Below are 24,573 nucleotides of genomic sequence, written 5' to 3' on the forward strand. Positions count from 1 at the left end.
TCCCAGACGGGGCCCTTCTCAGCTCGACGCGATCCGCTGCAACTGCTCGAACCTGCCGTTGAACAGGTTCTGGTCACCGGGGAAGTGCCCGGCCGCCTGCCACTGCCAGATCGTGTGGAAGTCGAACCCGACCGGCAGCGGGCCGAGCTTCGAGCTGTAGTGCGCGATCCACAGCGGGTTGTTGTCGCCGAACTTCACCGAGCCGCCGACGCACTTGTTCCACCAGCTCGTGGACGTGTAGATCGCCGGATGACGCTTGGTGCGCGCGTAGACCGTGTCGCTGAACTCCTTGACCCACGCCGTCATGGCGGTCTGGTTCATGTTGTAGCAAGTGTCGCCGTACGGGTTGTACTCCATGTCGAGCGCGGGCGGCAGCGTCTTGCCGTCGGGTGACCAGCCGCCGCCGTTCTCCACGAAGAAGTTCGCCTGCTGCACGCCGTTGGCGCGGTCGGGCAGTGCGAAGTGGTACGCCCCGCGGATCATGCCGATGTTCAGGGAACCGTTGTACTGCTGGGTGAACTTCGGGTTCCGGTAGTGGACGCCCTCGGTCGCTTTGACGTAGGCGAACCGGGCGCCTTTGTCCCAGGAGGACTTCCAGTCGACGTCGCCCTGGTGGCTGCTCACGTCCATGCCGGGCACCTTGCCCTCGGTGGGCGGCGACTCCGAGGCCGAGCGGAGGTCGCCCGTGCCTTCGTGTTTGAGGATCTGGGAACCCGCGGTGTGGTCCGCGGAGCCCTCGGGCAAGGGCGCCGCGGACGCGGGTGCCAGCGTCATGCCGGCGACGATCGCCACGATGCTGATCAAGGTCCGCATGGACTAGATCGTGCGACCATTTGTCGCAATTGGCTACCGAGGTCACCCGTCCAGGCGGGACAACTCCTCGGCGGACAACTCCAGGTGGGTGGCGGAGGCCGAATCCTGGATGCTCGCCGGTCGAGAAGCACCCGGAATGGGGACTACCACTTCGGACTTCGCGAGCATCCACGCGAGGCAGACCTGGTGGGCGCTCACGCCGTGGGCGTCACCGACCTCCTTGAACGGCCCGCTGAGCGCGCCCGCCTTGCCGATCCCGCCGAACGGGCTCCACGGCAGGAACGCGATGCCGAGCTTCGCGCACAGCTCCAGCTCGGGCTCGCTCGACCGGAACACCGGCGAGAACTGGTTCTGCACGGCCGCGAGTCGTCCGCCGAGGATGTCGTTGGCGAGCACGATCTCGTCCGGGTTGAAGTTCGAGACGCCGGCGTAGCGGATCTTGCCGTTGTCCAGCAGTTCCTTCAGCACGCCGACCGACTCCGCGATCGGCGTCTTCGGGTCCGGCCGGTGGAACTGGTAGAGGAAGATCTGGTCCACGCCGAGTCGTCGCAACGACCCGTCGACGGCTTTGCGCAGGTACTCGGGCCGTCCGTCGAGTTCCCAGCCGCCGCCCGGCACGCGCGTGTGCCCGCCCTTGGTCGCCACGAACACCTCTTCGGAACGGCCGCGCAGCCCTTCGGCGATGAGCGACTCGTTGTGCCCGAAGTCGGTGTCGTCGAGCGAGTAGGCGTCGGCGGTGTCGATGAACGTCACGCCCGCGTCCAGTGCGGCGTGGATGGTCTCGATCGCCTGCGCGCGCTCCGGCCTCCCCTGCACGGAGATGGGCATGCCGCCCAGGCCGATGGCGCTGACTTCCACTTCTCCGATACGACGCTTCTGCATGCACTCCACTCTGGACCCTGACGATTAAGCTGTCCAACGCAGAGAACTGATCTCATTGAGCACTGCGGGTGATGAATCGTGGAACTCAGGCAGCTCGAACACTTCCTCGCGGTCGCCGAGGAGTGCCATTTCACCCGAGCCGCGCACCGGCTGCGCATCGCCCAGTCGGGTCTCTCGGCGTCGATCCGCGCACTGGAGGTCGAGCTGGGCGCGCCGTTGTTCCTGCGCACCACCCGCCAGGTCGAGCTGACCCAGGCCGGACGGGCGCTGCTGCCCGAGGCGCGCCGGGCGTTGAGCAGCGTCGAGTCGGCCAGGGACGCGGTCGCCGCCGTCCAGGGGCTGCTGCGCGGCACGTTGTCCGTCGGCAGCCTGCAGTGCCTGCACGTGGTGCACCTGCCCGCGGTGCTGGCGCGGTTCCACGAGCTGCACCCCGGTGTGGAGATCAGGATGCGCCAGTCCGGCAACGCCGAACTGGTCGAGGAGGTGCGCGCGGGCCGTCTCGACCTCGCGTTCGTCACCCGTCAGCACAGGATGGCGGACGACCTGCGGGTGTCCACCTTGTCCAGTGAGCCGCTCGTGCTGGCCTGCGCACCGGACAGTCCCTTCGCCACCAGGGACTCCGTCGAACTCGCCGAGCTGGCCGGCCAGTCGTTCGTCGACTTCAACGCCGACTGGGGCACACGCGACGAGGTCGACCGCGCGCTGGCCGCCGCCGGGGTCGAGCGGCACGTCGCCGTCGAGGTCAACGACGTGCACTCACTTCTTGACTTCGTCGGGTTCGGTCTCGGGGTTGCGCTCGTTCCCCAGTCCTTCGCGGGGAAGTCGGACCTCGTCCGCTTCCTCGGGCTTCGCGGCGACGTGGACGTCCCCCTCGCGGAAACGGTCGTCGTCACCGGACACACCGTCGGCGCGGCCGCCCGGGAGTTGCTGGACATGGTCTTCGAGGCGCGGGCGGGCCGGCTGCGGGTTGCCGGATAGCGCCCAGCCTTCGTGCGTGGTCCGCATCGCCGTGCCGGGCAGCACCTCCAACTTGCCCGTCTGCTTCGGCGGCGGCGGGTCGGTGAGAGCGAGGAACGTGCCGACCGTCGTGGCGCGGAAGTCGACTTCGCCCTTGAACGTGGCCTCGGTGAACGCGAGGCCGCCGCCGAACTTCGTCTCCGTGATGGTCAGCCGCCCGTGGAAGGTGGCCCCGGAGAAGAGGGTGGGCTTGCGGATGTCCATGCGTGGCAACGTGGTGATGCCGTAGAACTGCGCCCGGCGCGCGATGAACCTGTTGACCCGCCTGCCGTCCAGCTGGAAGTACTCCAGGGCGGCGCCGGTCAGGTCGAGGTCGTAGTACAGCTTCTTCTTGTCGCCCCACGAAAGCACGTCGCGGATCAGCCGTTGCGCGGTGCGCCGGACCTGCTGCTCCCGCTGCTCTTCCCGCGTGAGTTCCTCGGGAAAGGTCGTGTCCGGATCAGCGCCGTTCAGGTCCCACGACGAGTGGGAGAACGGCCGGCGCAGGTACGCGCACAGGACGTCGAGGACGGTCTGCGTGTAGCGCGGCGTGGAGTCCGCCAGCCACACCAGCGAGTGCATCGCACCCACCCGCACCTGGTCGGCCTCGTTGCCGAGCATCTCGACCGAGCGCGCGAACCGTTCGTCGGCGACCTTCTCGCTCTCCAGGGAGTGCTTGCGGTCGTTGAGCCACAACGCGTATAGCGCGACGACCGCACCGCCCGCGACACCGGCGGTCTTCACGATCTCGACCGCGGGTGCCTTGACCACCCAGAGGAGGACCGCCGTCGCCGCGGTGACCACGGCGGCCGAGATGACTGCGAAAAGCCACTTCACGTCAGTTCCTCCACGCTTCGGGAAGATCGGCCTTCGCCGCGAACGCGCAGCCGTCCGCCTTCACGTCGGTCCACTCCGAGTCGGAGAACTTGGTCTCCCCGCCGAACTTCGTCTCCGTGAAGACCGCGAGCCCGCGCGCCTTGACCCTGCTGAACCACGCCTTGCGGCGGAAGTCGTTGTGGTGCATGTACAACCGGCCGGACACCTCGGCGTCGGTGAGGTACATGTCGCCGTGGACGACCATGTGGTGGAAGGCGTTGGACTCGTTGAGACGCGCGACCCGCATGATCAGGTCGCCGACCTGCCGGTACGACAGGTCCATGTACTCGAGGTGGGCCTTGGTGAGGTTGAGGTCGTAGCGGGCCGCGTCCTTCTCCTCCAGACGCGGCAGCAGGTCCTCGACGAGCCGCTGCGAGGTGAGCCGGACCTCGAGTTCGATCTCACTGGCGTCCTCGTCGTCCGGCGACCGCTTGTACGGCTGGCGCAGGTACGCGCAGAGGATGTCGAGCACGGTCTGGGTGTACTCGGTCCTGGACTTCGCGAGGCCCGCCAGCGCGTGCATCGCGCCCACCCGCACCTGTGCGGTCTCGTGGCCCAGCAGTTCGACGGCGCGCGCGAACCGCTCGTCGGCCACGCGGGACCTGTCGTGGTCGATGCGCTGGCTCTCGAGCTCCTGGCGCGCCTCCTCGACCTTGCGGCGCCGGTCGTTCAGCCACAACGCGTAGAGGGCGATGATCGCACCGCCCGCGAGACCGCCGGTCTTGATCGCCTCGTGCTTGGGCGCGCCGGGGTCCACGAGCAGCAACGCGCCGCCGACCAGCAGGAACACGCCGATGGACGCGAGCACGGTCGACAGCAGCAAACTTTTCCTCACGAGGTCGGCATTCTGCCAAGGACCGGGGGCATGATGGGTCGGAACGGTCCGAACGCGGGTGGGGTGAGCGAGTGGAGCGGCCGAACTGGGCGCCGGGGGACATCGACCTGGAGCGGCCCAGCGTCGCGCGGGTGTACGACTACTGGCTCGGCGGTGCGCACAACTTCGCCGTGGACAGGGCCGTCGCCCAGAAGACCTTGGAGACCATGCCCGAGTTGCGCGGGGTGGTCCTGAACCACCGCGCGTTCCTGCGCAGGGCCGTCCGCTACCTGCTCGGCCGCGGCGTCCGGCAGTTCCTCGACCTCGGCTCCGGCATCCCGACCGTCGGCAACGTGCACGAGATCGCGCAGGCCGCCGACCCCGGGGCCAGGGTCGTCTACGTGGACCTCGACCCGGTCGCCGTCGCGCACAGCCGGTCGTTGCTGGGCGGCAACGACCACGTCAGCGTGCTGCAGGCCGACGTCCGCGACTGGGCGGGCGTGCTGGCCTCGGACGAGGTGGACAAGCAGTTCGACTTCGACGAGCCGATCGCCGTGCTGATGATCGCGCTGTTGCACTTCGTGTCGGACGAAGAAGACCCGTGGGGCATCATCGGCGGCTATCGCGACCGCCTGCCGCCCGGCAGTTTCCTCGCGCTCTCGCATCCCGGCTACGAGTCGGGCGAGGAGACGGAAGCCTCCCGGCAGGCCCGCAAGATCTACAACCGGGACGTCGTGCGGACGACGTTCCGCGACCCGACCGAGATCAGCCGCTTCTTCGGCGGGTTCTCGCTGGTCGAGCCCGGTGTCGTCCGGGTTCCCGCCTGGCGTCCCGAGTCGTCGGCCGACGTGGAGGCGTCCGGGAGGAGTTTCCCGGGGTTCGCCGCGATAGGCCGGAAGGCTTAGAGATGACTCCGGACGGCGACCGGCCGTATGCTGCGCGTTCGTGGCGTTAGGTCCGAGAAGATGACCGATCGGGTTGACCAGCGGGTGCGCGAGGATCGCTCTCCTTTGAGCCCGGCCGTACTGGCCGGTGCCGAGGCGTTCGCGCGCGGCTGGGCCACAGCCGTCATCGGATCGAGCTACGTGCCGATGACCAGGGCCGAGGTCGCCCAGCACCTCCAGGACCTCACCGAGCGCCTGGTCGAGGCGCTGTTCGCGAGCCCGTTCCGCACCGCACCCGGCCACGAGATCGGCTCACGTCTGGTCGACGCGCACTTCACCGGCACCGACACGCTCGGCCGCACCGTCCAGCTGCTCGGCGACGACCTGCTCGTCGAGCTCGGCTTCCCCGGCGACGCCAGGCTGACGTCCCGCCTGAGCGCCCTGCAGGGCGCGCTGGCCGCCGGGTACGCCCGCGCGCTGCGAGAACGCACGCTCGCTGAGCAGGAGGCCATCAGGGCGGCCGTGCTGGACGCCCGCGACCAGGCCGAGTCGATGCTGCGGGCCTCGGAGGCCCGGTTCCGCGCCATGTTCACCGAGGCCGCGATCGGCATCGGCATCGCCGCCATCGACGGCCGGATCCTGGACGTCAACCAGGCCCTGCAGGACATGCTCGGGTTCAGCGTCGAGGAGATGCGCCAGTACAACGTGCGCGACCTCATGCACCCCGAGGACGCGGGCAGCGTGTGGCGGCTCTACGACCAGCTCATCGCGGGCGAGTGCGACCACTACCGGGCCGAGAAGCGCTTCCACCGCGCCGACGGCGAGCAGGTGTGGACGCACCTGACGTTGTCGCTGGTCCGCGACGACCACGGCGAGCCGCAGTACCAGGTCGCGATGATCGAGGACGTCACCGACCGGCACCTGCTGCAGAACCGGTTGCGCTACCAGGCGTTGCACGATCCGCTCACCGGGCTGCCGAACCGCGCGCTGTTCCTCGAACGCCTCGGGCGCGTGTTCAACAACCGGGCCAAGCACGTGCGCGCCGGCCTCTGCTACCTGGACCTGGACGGCTTCAAGGTCATCAACGACTCGCTGGGCCACGACACGGGCGACCAGCTGCTGGTCGAGGTCGGCCGCCGGCTCGACCACTCGGTGTCCGGTGAGGGCAAGCTGGTCGCGCGCATGGGCGGCGACGAGTTCGTGATCCTGGTGGAGGGCTCGTCCGGCGAGCAGGACATCGTGGACGTCGCGGACCGGGTGCTGACCGAGCTGGAGGCACCGATCCGCATCGCGGGCCACGAGCTGTCCGTGTCGGCGTCGATCGGCATCGTGGAACGGCAGCTGTCCGGCACGACCTCGGCCGACATGATGCGCGACGCGGACATCACGCTGTACTGGGCGAAGGCGGACGGCAAGGCGCGCTGGGCGTTGTACGACCCGGAGCGCAACGCCCGCGAGGTCGCCAGGTTCACGCTGTCCGCGACCATGCCGCGTGCCTTGGAACGCGGCGAGTTCTACGTCGAGTACCAGCCGCTGGTCCGCCTGGAGGACTCGACGGTCACCGGTGTCGAGGCGCTGGTGCGCTGGCAGCACCCGGAGTTCGGGCGGCTCGCGCCGGACCGGTTCATCGAGCTGGCCGAGGAGACCGGCCTGATCGTCCCCTTGGGACGGTGGGTGCTGCGCAAGGCCTGCGAGGAGGCGCGGCGCTGGCTGGAGGAGTTCGGTGACGCGGCGCCGTTCGTGTCGGTGAACCTGGCCGTGCGGCAGTCCCGCGACCCCGAGCTGGTGCGTGACGTCAAGCAGATCCTCGACGAGTGCGCGTTGCCACCGCACCACCTGCAGCTGGAGCTCACCGAGTCGGCGATCATGGGCACCGCCGACGAGCCGCTGGAAGCGTTGCGGGCGTTGTGCGACATGGGTGTGCGCATCGCGATCGACGACTTCGGCACCGGCTACTCGAACCTGGCCTACCTCAAGCACCTGCCCGTGCACGAGCTGAAGATCGCCGGCTCGTTCATGGAGGGGCTGCGGGCCGAGAACGAGGAAGACCCGGTCGACGCGCAGATCGTCGCGACGCTGGTGCAACTGGCGCACGCACTTTCGCTGGGCGTCACGGCCGAGGGCGTGGAGACGCCTGCTCAGGCCGCCCGGTTGCTGCGCCTGGGATGTGACACGGGCCAGGGCTGGTTCTTCGCGCGGCCAGGCCCGCCGGAGAACATCGACAGCCTGTTGCGTGGTGATCTCTAGCTCGGGGAACACCCCAGGGCATGAAGTCATTGGCCCTGGTCGTCCTCCTGCTGGTCATGTCAGCCCCGGTCGCCCGTGCGGCCGAAGTGGTCCCCCTGCCCGCGGACAAACAGGCGTTCGGCACGGCCAGATCCGCTGCCAGCCCGGTGTGGTTCACCCTCGGCCACCAGGGGCTGTCCGAGATCTTCTTCCCCGACCTCAGCACTCCCGCGACTCGCGAGACGCGGCTGCTGGTCGACGGAAAGCCCGGTCAGGCGCACACCGAGCCCGCCGACGACAGGTCGCTGACCTTCCGGCAGCACCTGCGCGGTGACGGCTGGCGTGCCGAGATCACCTACGTCACGGACCCGCAGCGTGCGGCCGTCCTCGCGGACGTGACGGTCACGGCCCAGCGCCCGGTCCGGCTCTCGGTCGAGCACGTACCGATGAAGGGCGCCAGTGAGGTCAGGACCACCCTGCCCACCGAGCCGGTGCGCCGCGCCCACGGCACGTTCGCGGTCGGCTTCGGAGACGGTGTCGCCCAGGCCGCGCTGGACCGGGGATTCCGCGCCAGCGCGAAGGAGTACGCGCGCGGCTGGCACACCTACCTCGACGCGCTGTTGCGCCCGAAGTCCGCGGACCGGCGGCTCTACGACATGTCGGTGATGGTGCTGGCGGCGACCGAGGACAAGACCCACCCCGGCGCGTCGATCGCGTCGCCGAGCTTCCCGTGGGCCTTCGGGTTCGACCGGGAACTGGCACCGGAACTCGGTCCGTACGCGCTGGTCTGGCCGCGCGACCTCTACCACGTGTCCACGGCCATGATCGCCGCCGGCGACCGCGGGTTCGCCGAACGTTCGCTGGACTTCATGCTGCGCGAACAGCAGGAGCCGGACGGCCACCTGCCGCAGAACACACGGGTGGACGGCACCCCGGTGTGGACCAAGGTCCAGCTCGACCAGACCGCGGCACCGCTCCTGCTCGCCTGGCACCTGAGCCGCGGCGACAAGTCCACAATGGACGCACTGCGCCGCTCGGCGGACTACCTGCTGAACTACCCGAACTCGCCGTTCAGCGAGCAGGAGCGGTGGGAGAACCAGGACGGCTACTCGCCCGCCACCATCGCCTCGGTCGTCGCCGGCCTGGTGTGCTTCGCGGACCTGCTGCAGCGCAACGGGGAGAACGCCGACCGGTACCTGAAGGCCGCCGACGAGTGGCAGCGCAAGGTGGAGGGCTGGACCGCGACGAAGACCGGGCCGTACTCGCCGAAGCCCTACTACCTGCGACTGACCAAGGACGGGCAGCCGGACCAGGGCACGAAGTACAACCTCGGCGACAACAACCCCACGGACATCGACCAGCGCGCCGTCGTCGACCCGAGCTTCCTCGAACTCGTCCGGCTCGGCGTGAAGCGCGCGGACGACCCCACCATCCGCAACACCGTGCGAGTGGTCGACCAGCAGTTGAAGGAACAGGGCTACTGGCACCGGTTCACGCAGGACGGCTACGGCGAGACCGCGGACGGCAGGCCGTGGGGCATCAACTGGCCGACGCCGACGCGCACCTACGGCAGGCTTTGGCCGTTGCTCAGCGGCGAACGCGGTGAGTACGAACTGCTCGCCGGCGACAAGGCCACTGCCGCCAAGCGTCTGCGCGAGATCGCCGCGACGGCCAACAGCGGGCTCATGCTGCCCGAACAGGTGTGGGATGGCCGGGGAACCGGCTCGGCCACCCCACTCGCCTGGACGCACGCGCAGTACGTGCGGCTGGCGTGGTCGCTCGACGCGGGCCGTCCCGTGGAACGACCCGCCGTCGTCGCGAACCGCTACGGCGCCTAGCGCTTGCTCACGTTGTGCCCGGAGAGCTGGACGACCGGCTGGGCGCCACCCAGGTCGGACGTCCGGTACTCGGCCCGGATCGTCTGGCTCTCACCGGGGAACAGCGTGATGTAGTTGTCGCTCCAGTCGACCGGCAGCACTTCGGCGCCGCCCTGACCCTTGCGCAGCGACGCCCGCATGAAGAACGCCACCGAAGTACCGGTGTTCTTCACGGTCACGCTCGTGGACTGCCTGCCGCCCGTGCCCGGCGTGGTCGTGGAGGTCACCGACACCTGACCGGCCCGCAACGAACTCAACGACTTCAGGTCCGTGTACTGGGCCTGCGGCGTGTACCACCAGTCGCCGGCGTTGTAGTTCAGCGTGTCCGCCTTGGTGGACAGCCAGTAGACGTTGCGGTCGACCTCCCTGCCCGTGGAGTCCTTCAGCAGCAGCCGCACGAAGTACGCGGGCGTCAGGCCGGACGGCTGCGGCAGCGTGCCGACCCGCACGGAACCGTTGGCCTTGGCCGGAACCGGGCGCGTCTCGTTCGCCTTCTGCGTGCCGTCGGAGTTGAAGACCGTCGCCTGCAGGCTCAGGCCCTGCTTGGCCTCCAGGCCCATGTTGACCACGGCGAGCGACTTGTCGTCGTAGGAGTACTGCGCGTGCAACGCCTTGTTGGCCGTCTTGGCGCCGAAGTACGACCCCGCGGTCGCGAGGTTGTAGTTGTAGAGGTGCCAGAAGAGCTTGGGCCACGGGTCGTTCTGCATCCAGTAGATGAGGCCCTGCGCCTGGTTCGCGCCGGTGTCGGAGAAGTCGCGGCCGAACGCCTCGAACTGCGCGCGGTTCGTCTCGTACTGCTGCAGCTGCGCCTTCTTGACGAAGTCGTCGACGGTGGACGGCTTGCCGTAGCGGTTGTCGAGCGCCGTGCCCCAGAAACCGATCTTGCTGAAGTTGGCCGATGGCGACAGGTGGTACTGCGTCGCGTTGTAGTCCGTCAGCTTGTTGATCTCGGCCTGGCCCATGAACTTCTTCAGCTCGTCCATCTCCGGGATGGCGAGGCCGGGGCCGATCTCGGACGCGAAGCCCGCGCTGCCGCCCTTCTGGTTGTTGTACCAGTAGACCGGCGGCTCCCACCAGTACGGGCCGTCCATCTTCATGCCCGAGTCACCGAGCTGCGGGGAGCTGCGGCGCGCGGCCGCGGTGACGATCGGCGTCTGCCAGTCGGCGCGCTTCAGGGCGTCCAGGTAGATCTTCTCGACGTCGGCCACCGGGGCCTCGTCCGAGCCGATCAGGAACGTGAACACGCTGGGGTGGTTGCGGATCCGCTTGGCCTCGCCCTCGGCGGACGCACCGGCGACCCTCTTGTCCTCCGCGGTGAACCCGCCGGTGTTCTGCCACTTCGAGCAGCACTCCCAGCCGGTCATCAGCAGGATGCCCATGCGGTCGGCCATGTCGTAGACCTCGTCGTTCTCGGGCTTGCCCTCGAGACGGATCGTGTTGAGGCCCATGGACTTCGTCAGCAGCATCTCGTCGGCGATCTTCTGCACGTTCGTGCGCAGGAAGAGGTCCGACGCCCAGCCGCCACCGCGGATCAGGATCGGCTTGCCGTTGATCTGGTACTGCAGGTTGCCGCTGATCATCTTCGAGGTGACCTCGCGGATGCCGAACGTCGTCCTCTGCTCGTCCGACTTGGCGCCGCTCACGGTCGCCGTGGCCGTCGCGTCGTACAGCGGCTGCGCGCCCATCTGGTACGGCCACCAGATCTGCGGATCGGTGACGTTGAGCGTGAACGTGACGGTCTTGGTCTCGTTCGCGGCCAGGCTGACGTTCTGGCTGTAGGTCTGGCCCGCCGCGCTGCCGGAGACGGTCGTGGTGACCGGGCTGCCGGTGTTGTTGCGCGCGTCGGCCTTCACCGTGACCGTGGCGGTGTTCAGGTTCGGCAACGGCAGGTCGGACAGGACGTGCAGACCGCGCACCGAGACCGCACCGCTCTGCGCGATGTCGACGTCGCGGAACAGACCCTGGTTGCGGTCGGGCGGGAGCTGCGCCCAGTCGATGAAGTGGATCACCAGGTCCTTGGCGGGATCGGACGGCGACGCCTTGATGGCGAGCGCGTTGTCGCCCTTGCGCAGCAGGCTGGTGACGTTGAACTCGAACGTCGGGTAGGCGCCGATGACGGTGTCCGTGCCGGCGACCTTCGTGCCGTTCAGCCACACCTCACCGCGGGAGATCACGCCGCCGTTGAGCTTGAGGAACGTGTTCACGCCCGGCTGCGGGTCGGCCTGGAAGACCTTGCGGTACCACCACGGCACCTTGAAGTCGCCGGGGTCGGCCTTCTTCAGGTTCTCCGAGTAGTTGACGTCCCCGTACCTGCCGTTCGCGATCAGGCCGGCCATCACCGTCGACCGCGCGGGCACCGTCAGCCACCCGGCGTCCGAGTAGCCGGTCCCGGAGATCACGCTGCCGGCCTGCGTGGCGGTGGTGCTGGTCTGCATGCGCCAGTCGGGGATCGTGGAGGTCTGTCCGGGGGCGGCGGCCACGGTGAGCGCCGTTCCCGTGCCGGGCACGGGGCCCGCGTTGGCTGAGGTGCCTGGCACGAGCAAAGCCAGACCCACCGCCGCCACGACCAGGGCCGGTAGTGGTCGGTTGCGCAGCATGTCGCTCCTCGACGCATCGGGGCGGCGGCGCTTCGGGGTATCGTAAAGAAGGTTTCCTTTTGCTTGGGGTGTCCGGCAATGCGCTCAACGGGTGACGCGGACCACGCCGTACGCCACCCTGCGTGCCCGGTGATCCGATACGTTGGCCGCCATGCGTCGACTCGCCATCCCGTTCTTGCTGGCAGCGGTCCTGGCCGGGTGCTCAACGACCGAGCCGGGCAAGCCCTCCGCGAGTGATGAGACGGGCTCCGCTCCGACGACCGGAACTCCGACCGGTACCGCGACCCCGGTGAACAGGCCCAAGGCCGTCGATCTGAAGACCGTCGAGCCGTGCTCGCTGATCTCCGCCGAACAGAGGGTGGCTCTGGGTTTGAGCAAGGTCGAACCGGGTAACCCGCTCCCCGATTACGGGGAGGGGAGCAAGCGGTGCAATCAGACTTATGCCTCGGTCAAGTTCGTCTCGAGCATTCACACGCTTCTCAACGGCGGCGTGGACAGGTTGAAGCAGACGACGGGTGAGTCGAAGCTCACCCCGCTCCAGGTCGCCGGGTATCCCGCGTACCTGGCGCAGCGGGAGGCGCCCGGAGGTGCCCCGGTCTGCGAGATCTACGTCGACGCCCACGACGGCCAGTTGTTGCTGGTGGACGCGGGTGGGGTCTTCGGGGAGAAGGGCAACACCCCGGAGGCGGCCTGCGCCCAGGCCAAGGCGCTCGCCGGGGCTGTCGGCACCGCGCTGGCGACCAAGTGAGGGTCGAGTAGAACTACTCGCCTTGTACCTGGAACCGGTCACTCGCGTAATGCATCAGAGCTAAAGTCGTCCCAAATGCACACATGGCCCGTTCCCTGAGGGCCGTACTGAGGAGGGTGTGCCGTGTTTCTCGCGGATGGTGGAGGTGGAGGCGTCTCGTCGCCCCCGGAGTTCGGGCAGCGCAAGCTGAAGGTGGAGCCGTCCGCCATTCCCCAGGCGAGGAAGGCCTTCGAGCAGGCCCTGGCCGAGTTCGAAAGCAAGATCACGCAGGCCGTCAACGACCTGCCCACCCGGCCCTGGGCCGCCGACCCGGTCAGCAGCGAGACGTCGAAGGCGTTCAACGACCAGACGTCGGACAAGGCCCTGGCCGCACTCGCCGCGTACAAGAAGCAGCTCATCGGCGTCATCGACCAGCTCAGGATGATCGAAGAGCAGTACCGCATGACCGAGGGCGACAACGCCGCCATGTGGGGCACGCGCCTTCGGGACCAGGGCTGAGAGGGGGACTGACCGATGACTGACCACCGCTACCAGGGGTACGCACACCCCGAGCTGTACAAGATGATCAACTCCGGTCCCGGCGTCGCCGCCTCCATCCCGGTCGAACAGGGCTGGAAGCAGATCGCCGCGACGCTCGCCCAGATCGACGCCGACCTGCACACCGGTCTGACCAAGATGGGTGCGGGCTGGGAGTCCGACGCCGCCGACTCCGCGCAGGGCGCGCTGTCGCCGCTGGCCCAGTGGGCCGGGTTCGCCGAGACCGGCGCGACGACCATGGAGAGCTCCGCGCGCCTGCAGGGCGAGTACATCGCCGAGGCGCGCAAGAAGATGCCCGAGGTCGTCCCCGTCACGACCGAGAAGCCCGGCTTCCTCGACTACGCCGGTGGCGCGCTGACCGGTCCGCTCGGCATGGCGCACGTCATCGGCCAGCAGCAGGACCACGAGCGGCAGGAAGCCGCGGCGGACAACGCCGCCGCCCAGGCCGTCAAGGTCATGGAGGACTACCAGTCGGACAGCCGCTGGAACTCCTCGACGCTCGGTGAGTTCCCGACGCCGCCGCAGGTCGTGATCGACACGCCGCCTCCCGGCGACACGGGCACCGGCAACACGCGCGTCGGCTTCACGCCGTCCGACGCCGGCCTGCCGACCGGCCACAACACGACCACGCCGTCGTGGACCGGCACGCCGACGCAGACCTCGTCGCAGCAGGTCTCTACCGGCTGGACGCCGCCGCCCACCGACACCACGCACACGTCGTGGACGCAGCCTCCGACGACGACGCCGCCTCCCACCTACACCCCGCCTCCCACCAGCCTGCCGCAGCCGACGCCGACCCCCACGCCGACGCCGCTCCCCGGCGGTCCGGTGTTCACCCGGCCCGGCACGGGCGGTCCCGGTGGCCCCGGCGGCACCAAGGGTGCAGGCGGCCCTGGTGGTTCCGGCGGTACTCGGGCTGGTCAGCTCGGGTCCGGACCTGGAGCAGGCAAGGCGTTCGGGTCGATGTCCGGTTCGCTCGGCTCGTCCGGCCAGCAGGCCGGCGCGATGAAGCCCGGCGGGATGCCCGGTGGCATGTCCGGCATGGGCTCCGGTCCCGACGCTATGCGCGGCGGTGCCGCGGGCGCTGGAGCCGGCGCGGGCAAGGCCGGTGCGGCCGGAGCGGCCGGTGCCGGTGGCGGCGCGCACGGCCAGCGGAGCGAAGGCGAAGAGGACATCGAGCACAAGGCGGCCGACTACCTGGTCGAGACCGACGACGTGTTCGGCGACGAGCGCATGGTCGCGCCACCGGTCATCGGTGGCCTGTCGGAGTGAGTCTGTTCGGCGCTCCGGCGGAGAGAGAACCGATCACTCTCTCCGCCGAGGAGTTCGACGTGCTGTGGGAACGCATGAACGTCGGCCCCATGCCGCTCATTCTGAAAGTTCCCACGCCAGGTAAGACGCGCGACGAGCGCACGCAGCTCGAGAACCGCGTCTACCAGCAGTTGGACCACCGGCGCCTGGGCAACTCACGCGCGCTCTCGTCCGAACTGGACGGGCTCCTGCGCATGTTCGTGAAGCCCGAGCGGGAGGCGGACGGCCGCCTCTGGCTCGGGCACAGCCTGCGCGTCCTCGCCGTCGCGAACGGCGACTGGGGCGCGCTGGCGACGTTGCGGGACGACCAGCTGACGTTCCAGCCGTGGGCGGGCTCCGGGCTCGCCTCGGCGGTGCTGTCGGTGCTGCCCGCACACCCCGCCGGCACGGGTCTCTCGGTGACGCTGCCCAGCGAGGACATCGAGAAGGCGATCGCGCGGACCGACGGTTCGCCGAAGTCGATGGAGGCCGAGTTCCGCGGCATCGGACTGCGCGAGGACGACGCGAAGGCGCTGGTGAAGATGTTCACCGGGCTCGTGCACACCGGGAACTTCGGCGCCGCCGCCCGTGACAAGTACGGCAAGCGCTGGCGCCCCGAGCGCGTGGTGGCGTTCTTCGACACCGAAGAGGGTCGCTACCTGCAGCAACGCCGTGCGTCGAACGGCCAGCCGCCGTGGAGCACGTTCACGCCGACCGACGCGCGCCGGATGATGCACCAGGTCGACGAGCTGATCTCCGAGGCGGCCCGTTCCGCGGGCGTCTGATCTCTGGTTTGATCTGACCACCGCCGCCGTGGCCAAGACCCCTTGGAGACGGCGAAATGAGCATCGACAGAAGGCTGTTCCTGCTGGCTACAGGGGCTGCACTGGTCGGGACGCCAGCGATGACGGGGACTGCCACCGCGCAGTCCTCCGCCTCGCTGTGGCAAGAGTTCGTTGCCAACCCGTACAACCACCCGCAGATCCCCAACATCGCCTACGCCGGCTACCGCACGGGCGAGAAGCCCGCCCGCCGTCCGGTGCTCGCGAACGTCCTCTTCTTCGGCGCCCGGCGTGACGGCTCGGCCGACGCCTCCGCCGCCATCAACAGGGCCGTCGAGTTCGTCGGCAGGCTGGGCGGCGGCACCGTGTACGTGCCGCCGGGCCGCTACCGCATCGACGACATCATCCGCATCGGCTACGACAACGTGGTGCTGCGCGGCGCGGGCAGCGCGAAGACGACCTTCTACGCACCCCGGTCGCTGGAGGAGATCGTCGGCATCAACCGCAGCCGTTACGGCTCGGAGAACTCGGCGTGGAGCTGGTCCGGCGGTCTGGTGTGGGTCTGCCACCGCGACCGCTACCAGCCGCTGGTGGACGCGATCAAGGCGCGCAAGTGGCCGTTCGAGGGCTGGACGGGCAACGAGCTGGAGCAGGGCTCGACGCTGACGGCCGTGACCGGTGCGGCCGCAAGGGGTTCGTTCGTCGTGAACGTCGAGAACGGACGTTCGCTGCGGGCGGGCCAGCGCGTGCTGCTGCGCCTCGACGACTCGAACTACTCGCTGCCCAGGCACATGTGCGGCGACGTTCCCGGTACCGCCACGTACAGGTGGGACGACAAGGACAAGCTCCTGTCGTACTTCCCGTTCCTGTGGCCGGTGCGGGTGGAGTGGGTGCGCGGCAACAGGGTGAAGCTCGCGCAGCCGTTGCCGCTGGAGATCCGTCCGGAGTGGAAGGCCCGCCTGACCACGATGGCGCCGGTCGTCACGGGTGCGGGCGTCGAGGGCATCAAGATCGAGATGTTCAAGGTGCCGACCCCGAAACACCTGCTGGACAAGGGGTACAACGGTGTCGCGTTCCAGTGCGCGTGGGACTGCTGGGCCGACGACGTGCACGTCCAGGACGTCGACAACGGCTTCCTCCTGGTGTCCTCCAAGGGAATTTCGCTGCTGAACACGCGTGTGTCCGGCCGGGGCCACCACCACGCGTACGCGGTGCGCGAGCAGTCCCACGACAACCTGACCGACGGTTTCGTGATCGAGGCGCCGTCCGAACCCTCGCAGGCGGGCGCGGGCAACCACGGCCTGAACGTCGAAGGCCTGTCGTGCGGCAACGTCTGGACCCGCGGCCGCATGGACCACGACGTCTTCGACACCCACCGCGGCCTGCCGTTCGCCAACGTCCGCACCGAGATCACCATCAACAACGTCGGCGCGCACGGCGGCAGCGCGAACGCGGGCCCGTTGTACGGCGCCCGTTTCGCGCACTGGAACGTCACCGTCACCAACCAGCGCGCCGGCAACGTCCGCATCGACCAGGTCGCACCCTGCAGCGCCACGGTGGCGATCTCCGAGGTCCGCGACTTCGGCCAGATCGACAGGCCGGACTTCACCGGCGAGCTGAACTCCCGCCTGGAGCTCTACGGCACGACCGACGTGACCCCGCGCAACCTCTATGACGCACAACGGAAGTTGCGCCGCTCATGAGCTAGCCATCTCGATCGGCAACGACCACACGACGTCGTTGAGGTCGGTGGGGAGCACGAGCTTCTCCACCGACCTCCCGATGCGCCGCGTCCAGCCCAGTTCGGTGAGCTCCAGCCGGTACGACGAGTGCTCGCTCGGCGTCGTGTCGGACAGCAGCAGGTGCTGGCCGTAGGTGCGTCCTGCCGTCGCCAAGGTCTGCAGGACCTCCCTGAACTCCGGCCGTTCCTCCAAGAGCCCGTGCACGCCGTCGACGCAGACCAGCAGCTCGGGCAACGCGAGTCCCGACGCGCGGTAGTCCCAGATGTTCCGCTGACGACTCTCCGCCAGCGTTCTGGTGCGTTGTTCGTGGTCTTCCAGCAGGTCGACGATGCCGTGCCGCACGTGCGGTGCGCCGTCCAGGCCTGCGAAGACGCCGTTGCCGTGGAAGTCGATGAGGACGACTTGGAGCTCGTCCGGTGAGTGCCGCAGCATCTGGCCGAGGACCAGCGCACGGATGCCTTCCGCGCGCCGTTCCTCCGGCGCGACCACGTCACCGTGCGGCCCCATCCCGTCCTGCAGGTGCTGCGACTTCAGGTCGATCTCTACCCGCTGCCCGTACTCGTCCACCCCGACGGCGACCCGGTACTGCAGCTTGACCGGCCGCGGCCGCCACACGTGCTTGTTCGGCATCTCGTGCAGGGTGAAGAAGTCCGGCACCGGCTCGTCCCGGAGCATCAACCCCGGCAACGACTTCGCCACCTCGTCGAGGTTCGCGGGCACCTCGCAGTCGTCGATCCGCACGTCCGCCACCTCGTGCGGGCTGTCGAGCAACAGCTGCACACCGGACTTCCCGACGTCCTGCGCGATGGCCAGCAGCGCCGCGCCGAGCTCGGTCCCCTCGAGCGCGGCGAAACCGCTGACGCAGACGAGGAGCTGCGGCAACACCTGGTCGAAGCCGCGGTGGTCGAAGACCGTCCAGGTGTTGCCGACGACCTCGAGCCGGCGTTCCGACTCGGCCAGCAGTTCCCCCGCGATCCGCGCGGGATCGCTTGCCGCGTCACGATGACGTGCCAGCACGTGCGGAGCCTGGTCGAGCCCGGCGAACACGTCCGTGTCGTGCGCGTCAATGAGGACCGCCTGGAACAACTTGGGCGAGTGCGTGGTCATCAACCCCAGCACCAGACTGCGGAACGCGTCCGGCGCGGTGACGCTCAGGTGCGATCCCGTCCGCCACTTCCCGTCGGCGAAGTGCGTGAGCTCCGCGACCACCGGCCTGCCGCCGCCGCTGACCCCGACCGGGACCTTCCACCACCGCCCCTTCCACGCGAGCGCCTTGGTGAACCGCGCCAACCCGTGCAGCGAGAGGAAGTCCAGCACCTCGACCCGCAACGGCAACCGCTCCGGCAGCTCGTCCACGGCCCGCGCGGTGATGATCACCCGCACGTTCCACGCCGCCGCCGCGATCCACCGGACGGAGTCGGCGAGCCCCGGATCGGTGTCACTGCAGTACTTCCAGTCGTCGACCAGCAGCGTCGCGCCGGGCTCGGCCCCGCGCTCGAACCACGCCAGCAGGTTCTGCCGCCGCCGCTCGTCGGAAGGCTCGAAGCTCACCGCGGCCCCAGCCGCCTCACCCCGCCCGATGCGGTAGAGCCCTTGCAGCGCGGCGGTTCGGCGCGTGACGAGGTCGGGCGGCCCGATGAGGGCGAGGTGGTTCACGGGAGCGCGATCTGGGCGGGGAGGCGGTGGGGCAGGGAGAGGCCGAAGCCGGGCCGGTCCGGCACGCGGGCGGCCTGAGCGGGGTCGACGAGCGAGGTGGCCGGGTCGTCCAGGCGGAACTCGACGGCGAACGCCAGGCTGTTCCTGATGAACGGCGGCACCTGGTCCCACGTGCGGGCGGTCACCACGATGTGGCGTTGCGGGTCGAGCGGCTCGCCGGGGCCGTCGAGGAGCTGGTAGCGACCCGGATCACCGAGCACGCCGGCGAGGGTGCGCAGCGTGGTGCTCTTGCCGGTGCCCGGTCTGCCGACGATGGCGCCGTGGCGGAGTTCCTCGGTGAACGCCGGCACCAGCACGTCACGCCGTTGTGCGAACGGATCGTCCACCAGGCCGATGGCACCGGGCGGCAGCATCTTCAGCGTGAGGTCCGGCTGGCTCTGGCGCTGCGGCGGCACCATCTTCAGCGTGACGTCAGCGTGGCTCTGGCGCTGTGGCGGCAGCGCGAGGACGTGGGCGGGCGGAGCGGAGCCGATCAGCATGTCCGGCAGCAGTTCCGCCCACTCCTCCAGGTCGTACGGCGGCGTCGCGGCCGGCCAGGCGGGGACCTCGGACGGCAGGGAGACCACGTCGCCGGAGTAGAGCAGGTAGACGCCGAGTTCACGGTCGGCACGGGCGAGAGCGTCCAGGACGCGCTCGTAACCAGGGACCCGATCGACGAGCACCTCGGCGCTGTCGGCGCAGACCATCAGGGCCGGAAACGGATCGCCTGACCGTGCGAGCCGCTGCCGGCGGTCGAGTTCGCCGGCAAGGCCGACGCAGAACCGCTCGAGCGTCTCGTCGTCGGCTTCGCCGGTGAGCGCGAACGCCACGTGCGGCGCCGCGTCCAGGCCGTCGAACACACCGACGTTCTTCATGTCGAACAGACCGAAGTTCAGATCCTTCGACGAGTGCGTGATCATGAGGCCCAGCAACGCGCTCAGGAGCTTCTGCTCGCGTTCCGCGGCCGGACCCGCGCAGACGCTGACGGGGCTGTTGACGTCGAGGTAGACGGGCCACCCACGTGCGCTGGAACCGACCGCGGCCTTCAGGTCGTCGCGCTGGTACTTGTTGCTCAGGTCGGGCTCGATCTCGTGCAGGCCGAGGAAGTCCGCGGCCTCACCGTGCAGGTGCCGCCGCAGCCGGCCGGGCACGTCCGCCCAGTTCCGCGCCGTGACGACGACCTGCACACCCCGGCCGGGCCCGAAGGCGGCGATCCACTCGACGGAGCCGACCAGTTCCGGGTCGTACCCGGCGCACAGCGCCCAGTCGTCCACCAGCAGCACCGCGCCGGACGGCGCACCGCGCTCGAACCAGTCCAGCAGGGTCCGGCAGCCAGGCTGGTCGGAGGGGTCGAAGGTGGCCGAGACGGGCAACGGGTCCGCGCCCCGCCCGATCCGGTAGGTCGAGATGTTCGGTGCCGCCGCCAGCGCCGCCGTCAGCCGTTCCCTGGTCGACTGCCCGGGACCGACGACGGCGAAGTTCCTGATCACAGCCCAGAGGTATACCAACAGCCCGGGGAGCGCCACTGCCCCTTCGCTAATGTGGGCGACGTGCCAGCCAAAGCCGTCGACCCAGCCGAGATGCGAGCCGCCGTGCAGGCCGTGCTCCCGTGGCTGCGAGGCGAAGCTGACCAGCCAGAACGATCCGCACTCGCCGCCGCCGTCCGGCTGAGCCTGCGCACCCTCGAACAGATCGCGCCCGGCCGCAGCGTCGAGGTGCGCGTTCCCCCGTTCGCGGCCGTGCAGTGCGTCGAAGGGCCGCGGCACACCCGCGGCACACCCCCGAACGTGGTGGAGACGGACGCCCGCACGTGGCTCGAGCTGGCCACCGGCGCGCTCGCCTGGACCGACGCGCTGGACGGTGCCCGGGTCAACGCCTCCGGTACCCGGGCCGACCTCTCACCCCTGCTGCCGGTCGTGAAGTTCTAGAACCACGACCCGATCGTCTTCACCGCGCCGCCGACGCCGTCGACGACGTCGCGCCCGAGCTCCACCGCGTTGCCGATCGTGTCGACCACGACGTCACCGGCGTCGCTCGCGACCTCGCCGACGGTGTCCACCGCGTGCCCGGCCGCGTCACCCCAGCGGCCGTTCGAGATGTCGTCCACGACCTGACCTCCACCGCGCCAGACGTCCTCGCCCATGTCGACGACCTCCTTGCCGGTGTTGACGCCCCAGTCGATGACCGGCCCGACACCGGGGATGTCCGAACCGGGCACCTCACGCGGCGTCGGAGCGTCCTGCCAGCGCTGCTCGGTGACGCTGCCGCCGTCGCCGTTGGCGATCCTGGCCAGGTTGCCGAGCGACTCGGAGTCCTTGTCGTAGTAGGACGAGTGGGCGTGTCCGATCCACGACTCGCCGGAGGTGCCGAACGTCTTCGCGCCGAACGAGGAGTCGTACGGACCGGTCGACGACCCGTCCTTGGTGAACCAGTCACCACTCGTCGCCTGGATGACCGGGTCGTGTTCCGTGCCACCGACGTAGACGTGCCCGCTCCCCGCTGACAACTGGTCGACGTTGGACGCGCCGACACCCGGCGAGCCGACGAACACGATGTCGTCCGCCTTCAGGCCGTTGTCCATGGCGGAGTAGCCGACGACCGTGCTGCCGTAGCTGTGGCCGATCACCGTGACGTGGGCGTTCGGGTTGGTGGTGCGGTAGCCCTCGACGTCCTTCGCCAGGATCTGACCGCCCTCGATCGCCTGCTGCGGATCGTTCACCTGGCCTGGCAGGAACTCCGGCGCGTCGTAGCCGAGCCACTGGATCGCGGCGCCGTCCGGACCCATCTTCTCGCTGAGAGCCGAGGCCTGGTCGAGGCCGAAGCTGCTGAGCGTGGAAGTGGTGCCGGGCACGCAGACCGCGACGTTCTTGGCGGTGTCCGGGTTGCCGAACGCGACGGCGATCGCGCCCTCCTTGGCACCGGCGCCGTCAGGGCTCCACGCGAGGACGTACGCCTGCTTGCCGCTCTCCATGGCCAGGTTGTCGGCCTCCCGTAGCGAGCCGTTCGCATCCTCCGAGTTCTTCGCGCGTCGTGCCGCTTCGTCGTACTGCGACATCAGCTGCGAGCCCTGGGCATCGTTGCGCAGAGCGCGCTGGCCCTCTGAGGAGTTCGGATCGACACCGAGTTCGCGAGCACGGTCGGCGAGCTGCTGCTTGAGCTGGTCCTTCTCCGCGTTGTACCTGGCCACATCCTCAGGGATCCGCTTGCGGTTCGCGGCGTCCAGCACGTCGGCGGGCAGTCCGCGGAGCTGGCCGAGCTCCTGGTACTTGGTGTTCTTGAGCGCGTCCTGCTGTTCCTTGCTGAGCGACTTCCACCAGTCGGCGACGGCCTTCGGATCGGAACCCGGCGGCGGCACCGGCGGCAGCGCGCCGCCCGCTCCTCCACCCTGGGCGGCACGGCTCCAGCCGCCGTCGGTGCGCGCGGACTCCTCGAAGCCCGGCGGGATCTTCGTGAGCGCACTCGCATAGGAGCGCAAGACGTTGTTGTAGCCCGATTTCACCTTGTCCAGGTGCTCGTTGACCTGGTTGGCGAGCTGGCGGGTCTGCTCGGCGTCCATGCCGGGAGGACGGCCGCGCCACACGCCGATCGCCTGGTCTGCGGCGCCACGCATCTGGCCATAGGCACGCGAAGCGGCCTGGACGATGTCGACGCCCGCGCCGAGCCGTTCGGCAGCGGCCTTGGCGGCGGTGGCGGACAACTGGGCGCGCGCGGTGAACTTCGTCGCGGCGTCACCGGTCCAGTCGCTGACGGCGGTCTTGCCACCGTTCGTGACGAACTCGCCCGCCCGGCCGACCGCGCTGATCGCACCTGTGATCGGGTCCGCGGCCGCGGCGATCCGGCCGACATCACCGGACGCGAGCCTGCCGTACAGGCTCTCGGGATCCGTGTAGCTCACTGACCGCCCCCCAATCCCGCGATGAGCTTCTTCAGCGCGGACGCGTGGTCCTCGTCCGTGCGCTGGTAGGACTCGGCGTTCGACACGAGACCCTCTGCCGCGTCGGTGTACCAGGAGGACCCGCGCCGCAGGTCCTGGGAGTGCGTGCCGACGAACTTCGACAGCGCGTCCGCGAACTCCGCGGCGGCGTCGACCTCGCCGAACGCACCCGCGTCGAGCCTGAGCATCGAGATCATCTCCGCCGCCTCGCGCACCGCGTCGGAGCCGTTGCCGAACTCCTTGGACGCGTTGCGCAGCAGCTCTGGCTCAACGCCGAACATCGCCACCCCCTGTTGGTCACCGATCAATGCGACGCAGATACATGATGGCCGGTTCCACTCTCGTCGATGGACCGTTTCGGGCACGATGTCGTTCATGGTGCAGACAGGGTGGACGGCCCAACGGTGGACCGCTGTGTTCATCGAGCAGGCCGAGTTGTTCCGCAGGGCAGTGGTGGACGCGGACCCGGCGGCCGAGGTGCCGACCCGGCCCGGCTGGACCGTCCAGGACCTGGTGATCCACCTCGCGCGCTTCCTGGAAACCTCCACCGAGTACCTGCGCACCGGCAGCCGCACCGCGATGCGGCCGACGCCGCCGCCTGCCGGGCTGTCACCGCTGCAGTACCTCGACCTGCAGCTGACCGCGGCCGCGGAGATCCTGACGGCCGCGCCGGGAAATCGCCCGGTGTGGACGTTCTCGCCCGCGGCGCCCGACCTGGCCTGGGTGTGGCACCGCCGGATCGCGCACGAGACGGTGCTGCGCCGGTTCGACGCGCAGACGGTCGTCCGCCAGGTCGTCGCCACGGACGCCGACCTCTGCGCCGACGGCATCGACGAGGTGCTGAGCACGATCGTCGCGGCCAATCTCGACGGCGACGTGCCGAGCACCGTGACCGGCACCGCGCTGGTGCGTCCCACGGACGTGCCGGAGTCGTGGCTGATCTCCCTGACAGCGGGTGAGGTGCCCGAACTCCGTGCCGCGGCCCCTGGTGAAGAGGGCGATGCACAGGTGACCGGCGAGGCCGAGGTCGTCTACTTCTGGCTCTGGAACCGCATGAACTTCAAGGAGATGACCGGCGACCGGCGCGTGCTGGACGTCCTCCAGGTCGGACGGGGGCACTGATGGGCAAGCTCGCCGCGGTGTTGCTCGGCTGCCTGCTGCTCACCGGATGTGCGGCGAACTGGCAACAGGACCTTCGATACAAGATCCTCTCGGTGAACAACAAAACCCCGACCGAGTACTTCGATCTCGAGTTGGTGGGCGACGCGCCCAAGGGCTCGCTGGAACCTGGGAAGTTGAAGAGCCAGCTCATGCAGACGAACCTGATCAAAGGTGCTGAGGTTGGCGATGAGGTCCTCTGCTCAGTCGAGCAGGAGAAGGGCAACGCGTTCGGCAACTCCAACGTCGTGACGCACCTCAAGAACTGCAAAAAGGCTTGATGCGCAAGATCATTTCGGCGCTCGCGGCCTGTCTGGTGCTGGCCGGCTGCGGGCTCGGCCGCTGGGAAGGCGAGATCCGCTTCGAGGTCACCAGCATCAACACCTGCTACGACGGCTACAGCGACGTCATCTGCGCCACCCGCGTCTACCTCGACGTCGTAGGTGACCTGCCCGCCGGCGCACCCCAGCCGAGGTCGTTCGAAGGTGCCTTCGTGGAGCCGGACGACTTCGCCGACGAGTCGAAGGTGCGCGACGAGGTGGCGGTGGGCGACGAGATCATCTGCGTGGGCCAGGAACAGTCCGAGGGCTTCGAGTACCTCAACGGCATCCCGCTGCAGCTCTCGAAGTGCCGGATGGCATGAGTTTCATCACCTCACCAGGGGTCTGGAGGGGGTAGTTGGCCCCCTGCTCCACTTACACTCGGGGTGAAGCCAGCCCCAT

Annotated in this window: 21 protein-coding genes and 1 pseudogene; 13 read left to right on the forward strand and 9 right to left on the reverse strand. The window is 69.1% G+C overall.

What is annotated here, in order from left to right:
- Window positions 1-18: 18 nt before the first annotated feature.
- The gene (locus tag DFR72_RS17730) at window positions 19-813 is read right to left on the reverse strand and encodes a lysozyme (RefSeq protein WP_090066132.1); all 795 of its coding nucleotides are present in this window, start codon (window positions 811-813) and stop codon (window positions 19-21) included.
- A 42-nt stretch (window positions 814-855) separates the two neighbouring features.
- Complete coding sequence (locus DFR72_RS17735) at window positions 856-1,695, reverse strand: aldo/keto reductase (RefSeq protein WP_090066131.1); 840 nt, start codon at window positions 1,693-1,695, stop codon at window positions 856-858.
- A gap of 78 nt (window positions 1,696-1,773) precedes the next feature.
- On the opposite strand from DFR72_RS17735, the gene DFR72_RS17740 reads away from it, so the two are divergent.
- The gene (locus DFR72_RS17740) at window positions 1,774-2,673 is read left to right on the forward strand and encodes a LysR family transcriptional regulator (RefSeq protein ID WP_090066130.1); all 900 of its coding nucleotides are present in this window, start codon (window positions 1,774-1,776) and stop codon (window positions 2,671-2,673) included.
- 117 nt (window positions 2,674-2,790) lie between these two features.
- Here the strand turns inward: DFR72_RS17740 and DFR72_RS47720 are convergent.
- Together DFR72_RS47720 and DFR72_RS17750 are read right to left on the reverse strand one after the other, a co-directional pair.
- Window positions 2,791-3,312, reverse strand: a pseudogene (locus DFR72_RS47720) (pentapeptide repeat-containing protein); the annotation flags it as partial.
- A gap of 217 nt (window positions 3,313-3,529) precedes the next feature.
- Window positions 3,530-4,402 (reverse strand): pentapeptide repeat-containing protein, encoded by an 873-nt coding sequence (locus tag DFR72_RS17750; protein ID WP_090066129.1) that lies wholly within the window; start codon window positions 4,400-4,402, stop codon window positions 3,530-3,532.
- 71 nt (window positions 4,403-4,473) lie between these two features.
- On the opposite strand from DFR72_RS17750, the gene DFR72_RS17755 reads away from it, so the two are divergent.
- The 3 genes from DFR72_RS17755 to DFR72_RS17765 are packed head-to-tail and all read left to right on the forward strand — an operon-like array spanning window position 4,474 to window position 9,329.
- Complete coding sequence (locus DFR72_RS17755) at window positions 4,474-5,286, forward strand: SAM-dependent methyltransferase (protein ID WP_090066128.1); 813 nt, start codon at window positions 4,474-4,476, stop codon at window positions 5,284-5,286.
- Window positions 5,287-5,346: 60 nt separating this feature from the next.
- Window positions 5,347-7,512, forward strand: a complete 2,166-nt coding sequence (locus DFR72_RS17760) for a putative bifunctional diguanylate cyclase/phosphodiesterase (RefSeq protein WP_177224554.1) — start codon at window positions 5,347-5,349, stop codon at window positions 7,510-7,512.
- Window positions 7,513-7,532: 20 nt separating this feature from the next.
- Window positions 7,533-9,329 (forward strand): glycoside hydrolase family 15 protein, encoded by a 1,797-nt coding sequence (locus tag DFR72_RS17765; RefSeq protein WP_090066127.1) that lies wholly within the window; start codon window positions 7,533-7,535, stop codon window positions 9,327-9,329.
- Here DFR72_RS17765 and DFR72_RS17770 read toward each other — a convergent pair.
- Complete coding sequence (locus tag DFR72_RS17770) at window positions 9,326-11,965, reverse strand: glycoside hydrolase family 2 protein (protein ID WP_090066126.1); 2,640 nt, start codon at window positions 11,963-11,965, stop codon at window positions 9,326-9,328. The two genes, DFR72_RS17765 and DFR72_RS17770, sit on opposite strands and share 4 nt — an antisense overlap.
- Window positions 11,966-12,116: 151 nt before the next feature.
- Here DFR72_RS17770 and DFR72_RS17775 point away from each other — a divergent pair, with 151 nt between their 5' ends.
- From DFR72_RS17775 to DFR72_RS17795, 5 genes are all read left to right on the forward strand, one after another.
- Window positions 12,117-12,713, forward strand: a complete 597-nt coding sequence (locus DFR72_RS17775; protein WP_090066125.1) for a DUF3558 domain-containing protein — start codon at window positions 12,117-12,119, stop codon at window positions 12,711-12,713.
- A 123-nt stretch (window positions 12,714-12,836) separates the two neighbouring features.
- Entirely contained in the window at window positions 12,837-13,211 is a 375-nt protein-coding gene (locus DFR72_RS17780) for a hypothetical protein (RefSeq protein ID WP_090066124.1), read from the forward strand.
- Between the two features lie 15 nt (window positions 13,212-13,226).
- Window positions 13,227-14,522 (forward strand): PPE domain-containing protein, encoded by a 1,296-nt coding sequence (locus DFR72_RS17785; protein ID WP_114773708.1) that lies wholly within the window; start codon window positions 13,227-13,229, stop codon window positions 14,520-14,522.
- Entirely contained in the window at window positions 14,519-15,325 is an 807-nt protein-coding gene (locus DFR72_RS17790; protein ID WP_090066120.1) for an ESX secretion-associated protein EspG, read from the forward strand. Before DFR72_RS17785 ends, DFR72_RS17790 begins: the two co-directional genes overlap by 4 nt.
- Before the next feature lie 119 nt (window positions 15,326-15,444).
- Window positions 15,445-17,025, forward strand: coding sequence for a glycosyl hydrolase family 28-related protein (locus tag DFR72_RS17795; protein WP_211335454.1), 1,581 nt, complete (start codon window positions 15,445-15,447; stop codon window positions 17,023-17,025).
- On the opposite strand, the gene DFR72_RS17800 is transcribed toward DFR72_RS17795, so the two are convergent.
- Together DFR72_RS17800 and DFR72_RS17805 are read right to left on the reverse strand one after the other, a co-directional pair.
- The gene (locus DFR72_RS17800) at window positions 17,020-18,720 is read right to left on the reverse strand and encodes a hypothetical protein (protein ID WP_090066118.1); all 1,701 of its coding nucleotides are present in this window, start codon (window positions 18,718-18,720) and stop codon (window positions 17,020-17,022) included. The two genes, DFR72_RS17795 and DFR72_RS17800, sit on opposite strands and share 6 nt — an antisense overlap.
- Complete coding sequence (locus DFR72_RS17805) at window positions 18,717-20,249, reverse strand: type VII secretion protein EccC (RefSeq protein ID WP_090066117.1); 1,533 nt, start codon at window positions 20,247-20,249, stop codon at window positions 18,717-18,719. The genes DFR72_RS17800 and DFR72_RS17805 overlap by 4 nt, the downstream gene beginning before the upstream one ends.
- 90 nt (window positions 20,250-20,339) lie before the next feature.
- Here DFR72_RS17805 and DFR72_RS17810 point away from each other — a divergent pair, with 90 nt between their 5' ends.
- Window positions 20,340-20,687 (forward strand): sterol carrier family protein, encoded by a 348-nt coding sequence (locus DFR72_RS17810; protein ID WP_425459899.1) that lies wholly within the window; start codon window positions 20,340-20,342, stop codon window positions 20,685-20,687.
- Here DFR72_RS17810 and DFR72_RS17815 read toward each other — a convergent pair.
- Window positions 20,684-22,654, reverse strand: a complete 1,971-nt coding sequence (locus DFR72_RS17815; RefSeq protein WP_090066116.1) for an alpha/beta hydrolase — start codon at window positions 22,652-22,654, stop codon at window positions 20,684-20,686. The genes DFR72_RS17810 and DFR72_RS17815 overlap by 4 nt on opposite strands.
- On the reverse strand, window positions 22,651-22,974 hold the full coding sequence (locus tag DFR72_RS17820; RefSeq protein WP_090066336.1) for a type VII secretion target: 324 nt from the start codon (window positions 22,972-22,974) through the stop codon (window positions 22,651-22,653). Before DFR72_RS17820 ends, DFR72_RS17815 begins: the two co-directional genes overlap by 4 nt.
- Window positions 22,975-23,068: 94 nt before the next feature.
- Between DFR72_RS17820 and DFR72_RS17825 the strand changes: the two genes are divergently transcribed.
- Genes DFR72_RS17825 through DFR72_RS17835 form a run of 3 tightly spaced genes read left to right on the forward strand, consistent with a single transcriptional unit; the run spans window position 23,069 to window position 24,494 of the window.
- Window positions 23,069-23,815 carry a maleylpyruvate isomerase N-terminal domain-containing protein gene (locus DFR72_RS17825; protein ID WP_245983104.1) on the forward strand — a complete coding sequence of 249 codons (747 nt, stop codon included), beginning with the start codon at window positions 23,069-23,071 and terminating at the stop codon, window positions 23,813-23,815.
- Entirely contained in the window at window positions 23,815-24,132 is a 318-nt protein-coding gene (locus DFR72_RS17830; RefSeq protein WP_090066115.1) for a hypothetical protein, read from the forward strand. The genes DFR72_RS17825 and DFR72_RS17830 overlap by 1 nt, the downstream gene beginning before the upstream one ends.
- Window positions 24,132-24,494 (forward strand): hypothetical protein, encoded by a 363-nt coding sequence (locus DFR72_RS17835; protein ID WP_090066114.1) that lies wholly within the window; start codon window positions 24,132-24,134, stop codon window positions 24,492-24,494. Before DFR72_RS17830 ends, DFR72_RS17835 begins: the two co-directional genes overlap by 1 nt.
- Window positions 24,495-24,573: the final 79 nt, after the last annotated feature.

Source organism: Lentzea flaviverrucosa (assembly GCF_003350445.1).
Classification (GTDB): domain Bacteria; phylum Actinomycetota; class Actinomycetes; order Mycobacteriales; family Pseudonocardiaceae; genus Lentzea; species Lentzea californiensis.

Bases quoted from the DNA above. Each gene is read 5' to 3' on its own strand.
- DFR72_RS17730 (WP_090066132.1), bottom strand. From the start codon at position 813: ATGCGGACCTTGATCAGCATCGTGGCGATCGTCGCCGGCATGACGCTG.
- DFR72_RS17735 (WP_090066131.1), bottom strand. From the start codon at position 1,695: ATGCAGAAGCGTCGTATCGGAGAAGTGGAAGTCAGCGCCATCGGCCTG.
- DFR72_RS17760 (WP_177224554.1), top strand. From the start codon at position 5,347: ATGACCGATCGGGTTGACCAGCGGGTGCGCGAGGATCGCTCTCCTTTG.
- DFR72_RS17765 (WP_090066127.1), top strand. From the start codon at position 7,533: ATGAAGTCATTGGCCCTGGTCGTCCTCCTGCTGGTCATGTCAGCCCCG.
- DFR72_RS17770 (WP_090066126.1), bottom strand. From the start codon at position 11,965: ATGCTGCGCAACCGACCACTACCGGCCCTGGTCGTGGCGGCGGTGGGT.
- DFR72_RS17775 (WP_090066125.1), top strand. From the start codon at position 12,117: ATGCGTCGACTCGCCATCCCGTTCTTGCTGGCAGCGGTCCTGGCCGGG.
- DFR72_RS17785 (WP_114773708.1), top strand. From the start codon at position 13,227: ATGACTGACCACCGCTACCAGGGGTACGCACACCCCGAGCTGTACAAG.
- DFR72_RS17795 (WP_211335454.1), top strand. From the start codon at position 15,445: ATGACGGGGACTGCCACCGCGCAGTCCTCCGCCTCGCTGTGGCAAGAG.
- DFR72_RS17810 (WP_425459899.1), top strand. From the start codon at position 20,340: ATGCGAGCCGCCGTGCAGGCCGTGCTCCCGTGGCTGCGAGGCGAAGCT.
- DFR72_RS17820 (WP_090066336.1), bottom strand. From the start codon at position 22,974: ATGTTCGGCGTTGAGCCAGAGCTGCTGCGCAACGCGTCCAAGGAGTTC.
- DFR72_RS17825 (WP_245983104.1), top strand. From the start codon at position 23,069: ATGGTGCAGACAGGGTGGACGGCCCAACGGTGGACCGCTGTGTTCATC.
- DFR72_RS17830 (WP_090066115.1), top strand. From the start codon at position 23,815: ATGGGCAAGCTCGCCGCGGTGTTGCTCGGCTGCCTGCTGCTCACCGGA.
- DFR72_RS17835 (WP_090066114.1), top strand. From the start codon at position 24,132: ATGCGCAAGATCATTTCGGCGCTCGCGGCCTGTCTGGTGCTGGCCGGC.